This window comes from Pseudomonas sp. GD03875 (assembly GCF_029840585.1).
Taxonomy (GTDB): Bacteria; Pseudomonadota; Gammaproteobacteria; order Pseudomonadales; family Pseudomonadaceae; genus Aquipseudomonas; species Aquipseudomonas paralcaligenes.
Window position 1 is genome coordinate 24,084 of sequence record NZ_JAOCCV010000044.1, and the last position, 11,909, is coordinate 35,992.

The 11,909-nt window shown below is 62.1% G+C and carries 10 protein-coding genes; 1 reads left to right on the plus strand and 9 read right to left on the minus strand.

All coding sequences use genetic code 11. The annotated features are described in order from the left end of the window. Positions 1–15: 15 nt before the first annotated feature. From N5D30_RS24250 to N5D30_RS24265, 4 genes are all read right to left on the minus strand, one after another. Positions 16–1,032 carry a D-cysteine desulfhydrase gene (locus N5D30_RS24250; RefSeq protein WP_279911034.1) on the minus strand — a complete coding sequence of 339 codons (1,017 nt, stop codon included), beginning with the start codon at positions 1,030–1,032 and terminating at the stop codon, positions 16–18. 736 nt (positions 1,033–1,768) lie between these two features. Further along, positions 1,769–4,129, minus strand: a complete 2,361-nt coding sequence (locus tag N5D30_RS24255; RefSeq protein ID WP_279911035.1) for a DNA polymerase II — start codon at positions 4,127–4,129, stop codon at positions 1,769–1,771. 73 nt (positions 4,130–4,202) lie between these two features. Further along, on the minus strand, positions 4,203–4,745 hold the full coding sequence (locus N5D30_RS24260; RefSeq protein ID WP_279911037.1) for a methylated-DNA--[protein]-cysteine S-methyltransferase: 543 nt from the start codon (positions 4,743–4,745) through the stop codon (positions 4,203–4,205). Between the two features lie 56 nt (positions 4,746–4,801). Further along, entirely contained in the window at positions 4,802–5,656 is an 855-nt protein-coding gene (locus tag N5D30_RS24265) for an AraC family transcriptional regulator (RefSeq protein ID WP_279911038.1), read from the minus strand. 186 nt (positions 5,657–5,842) lie between these two features. Between N5D30_RS24265 and N5D30_RS24270 the strand changes: the two genes are divergently transcribed. Beyond that, on the plus strand, positions 5,843–7,561 hold the full coding sequence (locus N5D30_RS24270; RefSeq protein ID WP_279911044.1) for a S8/S53 family peptidase: 1,719 nt from the start codon (positions 5,843–5,845) through the stop codon (positions 7,559–7,561). Between the two features lie 11 nt (positions 7,562–7,572). On the opposite strand, the gene N5D30_RS24275 is transcribed toward N5D30_RS24270, so the two are convergent. From N5D30_RS24275 to N5D30_RS24295, 5 genes are all read right to left on the minus strand, one after another. Next, the gene (locus N5D30_RS24275) at positions 7,573–8,331 is read right to left on the minus strand and encodes a tetratricopeptide repeat protein (protein WP_279911039.1); all 759 of its coding nucleotides are present in this window, start codon (positions 8,329–8,331) and stop codon (positions 7,573–7,575) included. Positions 8,332–8,355: 24 nt separating this feature from the next. Further along, a complete protein-coding gene (locus N5D30_RS24280) occupies positions 8,356–8,793 on the minus strand; it encodes a hypothetical protein (RefSeq protein WP_279911040.1) in 438 nt (145 codons plus the stop codon). Between the two features lie 665 nt (positions 8,794–9,458). Beyond that, the gene (locus N5D30_RS24285) at positions 9,459–9,746 is read right to left on the minus strand and encodes a hypothetical protein (protein WP_279911041.1); all 288 of its coding nucleotides are present in this window, start codon (positions 9,744–9,746) and stop codon (positions 9,459–9,461) included. A 656-nt stretch (positions 9,747–10,402) separates the two neighbouring features. Then, positions 10,403–10,831: a hypothetical protein gene (locus N5D30_RS24290; RefSeq protein WP_279911042.1), complete on the minus strand. Its 429-nt coding sequence runs from the start codon at positions 10,829–10,831 to the stop codon at positions 10,403–10,405. Further along, positions 10,824–11,909: RHS repeat-associated core domain-containing protein (locus N5D30_RS24295; RefSeq protein WP_279911043.1), on the minus strand; the 1,086-nt coding region annotated here is incomplete at its 5' end. The genes N5D30_RS24295 and N5D30_RS24290, both read right to left, overlap by 8 nt.

Consider the following 11,909-nt stretch of genomic DNA (forward strand, 5'->3'; position numbering starts at 1 on the left):
TCTGCTTATTCCTTTTCAATCTTGCGCGTGCTTCGACTGCTGCGCTGGATGATAGGCGAACAGCGCCGGGGCGCCGCCGGTGTGCAGGAACAGCAGAGGCCCCGTGCCGGGGAAGGCGCCGGTGGCGATGCCGTCGAGCAGGCCGGCGAAGGCCTTGCCGGTGTACACCGGGTCCAGCAGCAGCCCTTCGTACCCGGCCAGCAGGCGTATCGCCGCCAGCGTCCCGGCGTTCGGCTCGCCGTAATGCGGCGCGAAGTAGCGATCCCAGAGTTCGATGCACAGACCGGCCGGCACGTTCACTCCGAGCAGTTCGGCGGTGCGCTGCAGTAGCCCCTCGACCTTCGGGCGCTGGGTCTCGTCCGGACGCGACACTGTGACCCCGACCACCCGCGTGCCCGGGCGCTCGTGTTCCAGCGCCAGGGCCAGGCCGCTGTGGGTGCCGGCGCTGCCGGAGGCCAGCGCCACGGCGGCGAAGTCCTGCCCGCTGCGCGCCATCTGCTCGGCCAGCTCCAGGCCGGCGCGCACGTAGCCCAGCGCGCCGAGGGCGTTGGAGCCGCCGATGGGCACCAGGTAGGGCCTGCGCCCGGCGCCACGCAGGCGCTCGCAGGCGGCGGCCAGCTGCGCGTCGGCGTCGTCGAGGTTGGCCACCGCCTCCACTTCGGCACCGAACAGGTCCAGCAGCAGACGGTTGCCGTTGCCCAGGTAGTTGCCGTCGGCGGTACCGATGGGGTTCTCCAGCAGCGCCAGGCAGCCCAGGCCCAGCCTGGCGGCGACTGCAGCCGTCTGGCGCACGTGATTGGACTGGATCGCCCCGGCCGTCACCAGCACGTCGGCGCCCTGGGCCAGCGCGTCGGCAGCGAGGAACTCCAGCTTGCGCGCCTTGTTGCCGCCGAGGGCCAGTGGGGTGAGGTCATCGCGCTTGACCCAGATGTCCCGCCCCAGGTGCCGGGACAGGCGTGGCAGGTGTTCCAGCGGCGTGGCGCTCGGGATCAGTTCGAAACGGGGAAAGCGGGCAAGGGCTTGGCGGAGCATGACGGATACCCTGGAGGGAAAGCTGTCACTTTAGGATGCTCCGCGCCTCTGCGCACAACGTCATCCTCGCGCAAACGGGGCCCCAAGGACGCGGTGCCGGACCTCCACCTGGATTCCCGCCTGCGCGGGAATGACGAGGGGGGGGTTGGCCGTATGCGACCTTCACCTGATCGCCCTGCCTGCGCCGACTGCACACCCCAACCCGTCGTCCCCGCGCAGGCGGGGACCCAGTGACGCGGTGCCGAGCCTCCGCCTGGATTCCCGCCTGCGCGGGAATGACGGGGGGTTGGCCATATGCGACCTTCACCCGATCACCCCGCCTGCGCCGACTGCACACCCCACCCCGTCGTCCCCGCGCAGGCGGGGACCCAGCGACACGGTACCGGGCCTCCGCCTGGATTCCCGCCTGCGCGGGAATGACAAGGGGGGTTGGTCGTATACGACCTTCACCCGATCACCCCACCTGCGCCGACTGCACACCCCACCCCGTCGTCCCCGCGAAGGCGGGGACCCAGCGGCGCGGTGCCGGACCTCCGCCTGGATTCCCGCCTACGCGGGAATGACGGGGGGTTGGCCGTATACGGCCTTCACCCGATCACCCCGTCTGCGCCGACTGCACGCCCCGCCCCGTCATCCCCGCGCAGGCGGGGGCCCAGCGGCGCGGTGCCAGGCCTCCGCCTGGATTCCCGCCTGCGCGGGAATGACAGGATTTTCTACCTGCCTTGACCATATGAAGTCAGAACAGCTCAAGCTGGCGATCCACCAGGCTCGCGAAGTCGCCGCCCACGAACGGCAGGATCGCGTCCGCCACCGGCTGCAGCTGGCGGCTCAGGTAGTGCTCGTAGTCGATGGCGCCGGTGCGGTTCTCCAGCGGCTCGGGGCCCGCCACAGTGATCAGGTAGCTGATCCAGCCGCCCCGCTGGTACTGGCGCGGACGGCCCAGGCGGTCGTTGTGCTCGTCGGCCAGCCGCGCGGCGCGCACGTGGGGCGGGACGTTGCGCTCGTAGTCGTCGAGCTTGCGGCGCAGGCGCTTGCGGTAGACCAGCAGCTCGTCCAGTTCGCCGGCCAGGGTGCGGCGCACGTAGTCGCGCACGTAGTCCTCGTGGGGCCGGTTGTCGAACACCAGCCGGTACAGCTCCTGCTGGAAGCGCTGGGCCAGCGGCGACCAGTCGGTGCGCACCGTCTCCAGGCCCTTGAAGATCATCTCCTCGCGGCCGTCGGCGCGCCGCACCAGGCCGGCGTAGCGCTTCTTGCTGCCCTCCTCGGCGCCGCGCACGGTGGGCATCAGGAAGCGCCGGTAGTGGCTCTCGAACTGCAGCTCCAGCGCGCTCTCCAGGCCCATCTCGGCGCGCAGGTGCTCGCGCCACCACTGGTTGACCCGGGCCACCAGCTCTCGGCCGATGCGCGCGGCCTCCTCCTCGTCGTGCTCGCGGCCGAGCCAGACGAAGGTGGAGTCGGTGTCGCCGTAGATCACCTGGTATCCCTGCGCCTCGATCAGCTCGCGGGTGCGGCGCATGATGGCGTGGCCGCGCAGGGTGATGGACGAGGCCAGGCGCGTGTCGAAAAAGCGGCAGCCGCTGGAGCCGAGCACGCCGTAGAAGGCGTTCATGATGATCTTCAGCGCCTGCGACAGCGGCGCGTTGCCCTCGCGCTTGGCCGCCTCGCGGCCCTGCCAGACGCGCTCGACGATGGCCGGCAGGCAGTGCCGGGTGCGCGAGAAGCGCGCCTCGCGGAAGCCCTCCACCGAGTGCTCGTCGTCCGGCTCACGCAGGCCCTCGATCAGGCCCACCGGGTCGATCAGGAAGGTACGGATGATCGACGGGTACAAGCTCTTGTAGTCGAGCACCAGCACCGATCGGTAGAGCCCCGGCCGCGAGTCCATGACGAAGCCGCCGGGGCTGGCCTGGGGCATCTTCTCGCCGAGGTTGGGCGCGACGAAGCCCATGCGGTGCATCGGCGGCAGGTACAGGTGGGTGAAAGCCGCCACCGAGCCACCGCTGCGGTCGGCGGGCAGGCCGGTGACGGCGGCGCGTTCGAGCAAGAAGTCGATCACCCGGGTGTGGGCGAAGATGCGGGTGACCAGCTCGCAGTCCTTGAGGTTGTAGCGGGCCAGGGCCGGCTTGTCCTCGGCGAACATGCGGTTGATCTCGTCCATGCGCTGGTACGGCGTGTCGATCGCCTTGCCCTCGCCGAGCAGGGTCTGGGCCACGCTCTCCAGGCTGAACGAGGGGAAGCTCCAGGTGGCCGAGCGCAGCGCCTCGATACCGTCGATGATCAGGCGCCCGGCCGCCGCCGCGAAGTAGTGGTTGTGGCTGGCGTGCTCGCGCCACTCCATCTCCTCGTCGCCGCGCCCCAGGCGCAGCGGCACCTTCAGCTCGGCGGCGTGGCGCTGCAGCACGCGCAGGTCGAACTGCACCAGGTTCCAGCCGATGATGGCGTCCGGGTCGTGCTCGGCCATCCAGGCGTTGAGCCGCTCCAGCAGCTCGGCGCGGCTGGCGCAGTAGTCGAGGTCGAAATCCACCCCGGCGTCGCCCTCGGTGGCCGTGCCGAGCATGTACACCTGGCGCTGGCCGCAGCCCTCCAGGGCGATGGAGTACAGCTCGCCGCGTTCGCTGGTCTCGATGTCCAGCGACACCAGGCGCAACCGCGGCCGGTAGCCCTCGGCCGGCTTCAGGCGAGCGTCGAGCAGCACTCCGCCCTCGCCCGGCGTGCCGCCGAAGCTCACCGGCGCGGTGATGAAGCGCTCCATCAGGAAGCGCTCGGGCGGGCGGATGTCGGCCTCGTAGACGTCGACGCCGGCCTTGCGCAGCTGCTTGTCCAGCTTGATCAGCTGGCGGTGGGATCGGCAGTACAGGCCGAGCATCGGCCGGTGGCGGAAGTCGCGCAGGCCCAGCGGCCGCAACTCCACTTCGCGCTCGCCGCGCAGCTGCGCCTCGGCGCGCTCGCGCTGCACTTCCGGGATGAAGGCGACGGAGGGCTGATGCGGCAGGCGCACCCGCTGGGGGCCGGCGTCGGTGGCCAGCCAGAATTCGACCTCGGTGCCGGCCGGCGTGTCGCGCCAGTGCCGGGTCAGGACGAAGCCCTGCTGTAGATCCACGCCCTTGCCTCGGGAAAACCGTATGGATCGGCATTCTACCGGGCGGAGTCGGCCCGGCACTACGCGAGCCGACCTACAGCAGCGTCTGCTGGCGCATCGGTGCCAGCACGCCTTCCAGCTCCAGCAGCGCCTGCTTGCGGTGCAGGCCGCCGGCGTAGCCGGTGAGGCTGCCGTTGGCGCCGATGATGCGGTGACAGGGCACGATGATCGCGATCGGATTGACCGCGTTGGCCCTCCCCACCGCCCGCGCCGAGGTGTTGCGGTCCAGGCGCAGGGCCAGCTGGCCGTAGGTCAGGGTGGTGCCGTAGGGCACCTGGCTCAGGTGCTTCCAGGCTTCATATAGAAAGGCGTTGCCCAGCGGCGCCAGGGCCAGCTCGAACACGCGGCGGCGCCCGGCGAAGTATTCGTCCAGCTGGCGCGCCACCGGTGCCACCAGCACGGCGTCGCGCTGCAACTGGTAGCCGCGCCAGATCAGCGGCTCGTGCACCTCGTCGTCGAGGAACTCCAGGCGCTGCAGGGCGCCCTGGCCGTCCACCAGGGCGATCATCGTGCCGAGCGGGGTGTCGATCAGGTCGCCGCGCACCGGTGTGGGTCCGCCACCTCGCTGCCTTTCCATGGTTCTCGATGCCTCGATGGGAGAGACCGCGACTATCGCCGCCCTCCTCGGTGCGATCAAGTCGAAACGGGCGATGCCCGGTCGCGCAGCGGCATCCAGACCTCGACGTGGCCGGTGCCGGCCATGGGATCGAAGTCCGCGCTGTAGCGCTCGAACTCCGGCGCGTCGGCGGCCTGCAGGCCCGAGGCCGGCAGCCAGCGCTGGAAGATCGCGGCAAAGGTCTCGTGGATGCTGGAGATGTGCCCCGTGTGGCGAAACACCGCGTAGCGCCGCGCCGGCAGGCGCTGGCAGGTGAAGCCGGGCGGCAGTTCGTCGCCACGCTCGACGCGGACACCGGCGATGTACTCGAAGCCGCCGTCTTCGTCCGGGTTGCAGCACAGGCCGAAGGTCTCCCAGCCCTGCTGCCCCGGCACCTTGCCGATCCAGGGCACGAAGCGCTGCCAGAGCGCGCTGATGCCCTGGGACTTGTCGAAAGTGAAGCGTTCGCCCAGCCCGGCGATCAGCAGTTCCTCGCCGTGCTCGAAGCGCGGTTCGGCGAGCGGGTAGGTAGTGGTGGGTTGCATGCGCATGGCCTCTCTCAGTTCGATGCCTTCCAATCGGCCGCTCGCCCGCAGGGCCTCCGGCGTGACGCCGAACTGCTCGCGGAACGCGCGGGTGAACGCCTCGTGGGAGCCATAGCCCGCCTCCAGCGCCAGGTCGAGAATGTCCCGGGCGCCCTCGGCCAGGCGAGCGGCCGCGCGACTCAGGCGCCGTGCTCTGGCGTAGCGCATCACCGGCCAGCCGGTGGCAAGCGCGAAGGCCCGTGCCAGGCCGAAGCGCGACAGCCCGCAGGCATCGGCGATGCCCTGCAGGTCCAAGCGTCCTTCGAGGTCGGTCTCGATCAGCCAGAGGGCCTTGCCGATGGGGTCCATGTTCGCTCCTCACGAGTGGCCGGCAGTATCGGCGCCCAGTATGCCGGGCGCTTGATCGTTCTTGCGCGCGCCCTCGCCCCGCGAACAGAGGCTGAACGTGGCAGACGAGGCGGCGGTCTGTACGGAAAGCGCCCGTACCCGCCGCCCCAGGAGCCCGCTACCGTGTTCGTCCGCACCACCTGCCTAATGCTGTTGCTCACCGCCCCGCTGGTCCATGCCGGCGACGCCCTGCGCATCACCCAGCTGCAGCGCTGCGGCGACCTGCTCGACGACGCCTCGCAGTACTGCGTGGGCACTACCGGCCTGGGCGACGGCGAGCTACGGGTTCATCTCGGTGACAAGACCCTGGATGCGAACCGCGTTCAGCGCGACGGCCAGAGCCTGCGCCTGAAGCTCGGGCGCGAACCCAGCGCCCCACTGTGGCTGGAGCAGGGCGAGCGCAGCAGCAACCCGGTGTGGCTGTCGCGCGGACGCAGCCAGGTGCTGGCCGCCGGCCCCGACGAAGTGGCGAAGAACATGGACGGCCTGACCACCTACCTGGACCTGGTCAGCCTGCTGATCGAGGAAAAGCACGACGGCCGCAAGGAGGCCGAGCGCCTGGCCAGGCGCTATGGCGCCAAGGTGGTCGGCGCCATTCCGCCGCTGAACATCTACCAGCTGCGCCTGCCCGCCAAGGACCTGGTCCAGCGCGACGCGCTGATCCTGCGCCTGGGCAGCGAGACCAGCGTGGACGCGGTGATCATCGAGGAATCCGCCCCCGAGAAGGGCGAGGAAAGCGAAGGCGACGAGGTGTCAAACAAGCCCAGCGAGGACGAATGGGCGGCCAACCGCTTCGCCGACGCGGTGAACTACTACCAGCGACGCATCCCCGCCAAGGAAGCGCCAGTGGAGACCCGGCCGGTGCGCATCGGCGTGATCGAACGCAACGTCGACTTCGACGCGCCGGACTTCGCCGACCAGCTCGGCGGCTGCCGCCCGGAGCAACGCACCTGCCTCTACGCCCGTGACGCGGACAAACCCGACAACCACGGCAGCACCGTGGCCGGCATCTTCGCCGCCCACGCCAAGCGCGGCGGCAACAGCGGCTTCCTGCAGGCCCTGGACGGCGCCGGGCCGGGCTTCGAAGTCATCGTCGAACGCAACTCGGACGCCGGCATCACCGCCAACATCGCCGCCTCGGTCAACCTGGTCGAGGACGGCGTGCGGGTACTCAACTGGAGTTGGGGCATCCACCGGGTCGGGGCGAAGAACGTCGAGGGCGACGAAGTGGACTCGCTGATCCGCTCCGGCCTCGCCATGAGCGGCTACGAAGAACTGCTGGAAGAATTCTTCCTGTGGCTGCGCCGCGAGCACCCGGACGTGGTGGTGATCAACTCGGCCGGCAACGGCGCGGCCTTCTCCGGCACCGACGAATACCGCCTGCCCTCCTCCTTCATCACCGACCAGCTGCTGGTGGTCGGCGGCCACCAGCGCAGCCAGAAGAGCGGCGTGTCGGTGGACGACCCGGCCTATGTGGTCAAGCGCAGCTCCTCGAACATCGACATGCGGGTGGACATCACCGCCTCGGCCTGCACCCACGCCTCGACCCTGCGCGACGGCGAACGCGGCGAAGTGCACTGCGGCACCTCCTACGCCACACCGATGGTCGCCGGGGTGGTCGCCGCCATGCTCTCGATCAACCCCGAACTGCAGCCGGACCAGCTGCGCATGCTGCTGCGGCGCAGCGCCATGACCATCGGCGGCGACTACGACTTCGAGCCGATGGACGCCGAGGACCTCACCGCCCCCATCCTGCCCTCCGAGCGCAACTACCAGCTGGACGACAAGGACGTCGGCCGCTCCGCCCGCCTCGACATGCAGAAGGCGCTGGACCTGGCCGTGCAGAGCCTCGACCGGGTGCGCTGAGTGGTGTGTCTTTAAGGGTGTATAAGCTGGCTCTGCGCGACGCTTATCGCTTCCCGGATGCCCTCCCGAGCCCGCATTGTCAGCTCCGTGGGCAGAGGCGACCACGCCTTGGCGGCCTGTTCCGCATCAGTGATCGCCTTCGTATCCAACTGCTTTCGCAGGTCGCCGAGCAGCGGCTCCAACTCGCCGGACTGGCTCTCCGGCACCAGTCGGATGACTATCAGAAGATGTTCGTAGGCCTTGGCCGGGCTCTTCTCGACGCCGCGCCCCTGCCCGTAGGCCTGCGATAGCATCACCAGGGCAGTGAGGTCGCCTTGCCCGGCAGCCGCCTGCCACCACTTGAATGCTTCCTCGTAAGCCCCACGCCGCGCATAGCTGATCGCCACATCGTGCTGCGCCAGCACATAGCCGGCCTGTGCAGCCTCGAGCTTGTAGGACAGCGCCTTCTCGGCGTCAGGCTTCACCACATCCCCGAACTGCCCCGCGTAATAGCAACCGACCTTGTAGCTCCCCAACCAATCACCAGCGCGAGCAGCCTTCTCGAACCACTGGAACGCGGCTTCAGGGTTCTCGGAAGTGCCAATGCCATTGTTGTAGAACATACCCAGGTTGTACTGAGCGATTGCAACACCCGCTTCGGCACGGACCTGAAGTTGCCTGAACAACTCTTCCTTGTCGGGCGAGGCGAAAGCGCCGGTAGCTGCCGCTAGCCACAGCACGAAAGCACCAACAAGCTTCCTGCGAACACAATCAACACCCAAAAAATCCATTTTAATAAACACCTATCGGAGCATCTACCGGGAAAGAAAACCCTTGACGCGACTATAAATCGAAATAACCTCTCGAAGCTTGGCCAGCAGAACACAAGGCACCAGAACGATACAAGTCACAAGAAAGGTGCGCCAATAAAGATGGCTATCCACAATGATATGTCTATTTGAAAAAAGAAAATGCAGCCTGACAAGATATTCCAAAACAAAATAAACAAGAACACACAAAAAAGCCCTGCGATAAAATATATAATCTCTCGAGCCTATCAGCATAAACAGGAAAACTGAAACAACAAAATAGCTGAATATACCCCATGCAATCCCTAGGAGATGCTCGTAACCAAGCCTTCCTCCACCCACAAGAATGGAGATCAAGTCAACAAAATACATCAATGACTTACCGAGCAAATAAAACAAGACCACAGCCAGAAAGGAATTGGCTGATTTCAATAATTTATTCACGCCACCCTCTAACACTTTAAAATTGAAAATAAAACTTCAAAAACAACGATTCATAAAACCGAACCATCAACCACCCCAATAAGAGCACACAACAATCAAGACCTTAGCCGTTCATATCTTCACGCAACCTCTTAATAAAAAATGAGGGCAATCTATTTATCCCCCACGCCACAAAAAATGGATAATCAAAGAACCTATAGACCAAGGCGGATAGTTACCCAGAGACGTAGTAACAAGCCGGATTAAGACTTTTTCCTGTAGGCTCCAGCAACCCTTCCCTCTCATAAAGCGACAAATTGACTACCCCCACATCCCTAAAACAACAGACGTCATAGCAAAAACAGCAGTCAACAGACCAGTTAAAGCGATTGTCCCTATAAAAATAAGCAGAGCGAACCGAGAGGAGCGCAGTTTTATTTTCTTTCGATACGTCATAAATCCATAAAAATATAGCGGAATAAACGCAACCAAGAAAACAGCCAACACGACACCCATAAAGTTAACTATGTGGCCAGAGGCGACAAAAATAGCTTCCATAGCTGCGTTAGTCTTTCTCTCCAAGCTGCTCAGAACCTGCCTATAATCACAAAATCAAATACTAGTCAACTGATTAACTTGCCAAAAAATATTTTTATATAAACATACGCCCACCCTCTTTCAGACACTCATATCTGGCTACTATAAATAATCCAAAACAGCAGAATGATAATTAACACCTCAAGCCCAGACACCCCCAAATACCACTTATAACGAGCACGCCCTGTACTAACAAATGCGATCAAAGAAACAAAAAAAGACAATGGTGCACCCACAAAAAACAAACGCACCACTACCATCCCGGCCTCTCTACCAAGGCTCAACACACCAAAAACATCAGTCAAGAAATAAATACCAGTCACTAGCACAGCCGAGATGAATACGACATCCACCAAAGCCTCAAGAGCTTTCTTCATCAATTTCTGCCTACGCCACCCATAGAAAGGCGATCCCGCATATAGAAACCTATTAACTAGCATTCCCCCCTGCACTTAACATGTCAATCTCTAGCCTTACAGGGAGATCCAAAATGACCACTTGACTGCAACATCAGCCAATTAAAATACGTACCAGGCACCAGCAAGCCGCACCTAGACATACTTGGTAAAATGAAACAACGCAACTACAAAAAATCAAATCATATCTAGCGCAAAACAACACTCAAAATCATTGCAAGCAGGCACAGCACCGAAGTTATGATACTTATTGCAAGTCTATTGCTTATGCCAACCTTAATTAGCATTGAAGGCATAATAAAAACAATACCAATCATTACTATAAAAGCCACTATTAGAGGAGGAGCACTCATTAATTTCCTCTCACATCATAGTACTCCATGTTTAACAAGCCACCTGAGCTTGAAAACTGTCCCAGTAGTCAGCGCGTTGCTGTAGAACACTTCCCGCAGCACGGACAATGAGGCATGGCCCCTTCATCATTTAAAAACTTATTAGCATTAATCACAAACTACGGAACAGACAGTTAAATTTATCGATACTCGACAAGCAATCCCTTGAAGTGTAAACCTAGCAGGTAGAAATCGGAGCAGCGCGCACCTATCAAGCCAGCGCTATTAAGAGCATGTCTTGTTACTGGCAAACCAGCTTACTGAAAAAATGTACCCTGGAAGGTGGGTTCGCGAAGTAATTTCAGCCCTATATTTCCCCTTACAATACACCTTCCCTTGTAGTCCGTATTTCTTCATTTCCCTCCAGCCATTATCAAGAAGCTGCTCATCATAATGCTTTATCACATCGATACTGGCCATATTACTATCAAAACTTTGCTGAACCACAGCCGAGCCTAGCTTATAAGCTACACGCCTATCACCTGTTGGCCTGACATAAGCAGGGGGAGATATTTCCAAATACTCTTTCTCGACTGCCTTTCTATCTGCGACCCCTTCAGTTTTTGGGGCCTTAGTTATCACCCACATGACCGCTAAAAATGCTAAAGCAGCAACACCCCACTGCCCTATCTTTATAAACTGGCCATTACTCATCAAAACCCCATATCTTCCATGTGTTTGACCCTGGCGTTACTCCAGCCCCTCCAATACCTGCCCCTATATTAACAGCAGTTCCGGCAGAATTTGTTACAACCTCCCCGCCAAAAATATCATAAAAACCTCCAGACAACCCCCACCCTTCAAGAAAGTTATTTAACTCACTCTTGCTCGGAGTAGGCTCATTAGGACACAACAAGAATCCAGCTGAAACATTTCCTCCTACAGAGCTTGCAGGGTAACTACGTGCGGCTCCAGCGCTTGCTAGAATGTCCCCGTATCGGGTGTATGTTATTGACCCTGAGGCAACATATATATCTATTTGAGCAGAAACGTAATCCGGAGCATATGGATTAGCCCAAGTAATAGCATTTTTAATTTCTGCCATTTTTGTTGAAATTGAATTTATTGCCGTCTGAGCCTTTGCATACTGCCCGACTTGCGAAGGAGTCATCCCACTTACATTTGTAAAGGCAGGCGAAAGACCTAACGAATCTTTATGCTGCAATGGATTTACCGGATAAAGATAGAAATTGCTCCCCCCTAATAACCCGATCGGATCCTGAGTCACATACCTCCCCAACTCCGCTGCGTAGTACCGGTAGCGGTTGTAGTACAGCCCACTCTCCTCGTCCCGATACTGCCCCTGGAATCTAATGGGCTGGTCGGTCTCGCCCTGTTCGTGATCGATGGCACCCCAGTCGTCCGCCTGGCCCTGCCAGAGGGTCTGCCCCTGTTCGCCCGTGAGTCTCAGCGGGGTACCGAGGTGGTCGGTGTGGAAGCACGCCACGCTCAGGTCTTCGATTGCCGGGCGGTGCTCTTCCGGCAGTTGCAGGCCTTCGCTGGCCAGCAGGCGGCGCACTTCGGCCAGTAGCGGGCCTTCTTCCTGGCGCCGTTGTTCCAGGCGCAGCAGCGGCACGAAACTGTTGGGCTCATGCACGGTGGTGCGCAGGCGCGCGTCCGTGGCTTCGGCGCACTGGCGGTCGCCGTCCCAGCCGTACCAGGTGGTGGTTTCTTCTCCGTTCTGCCGGACCTGCTTGAGGATGCGCCGCGATAGGCCGTCGTACTGGTAGCG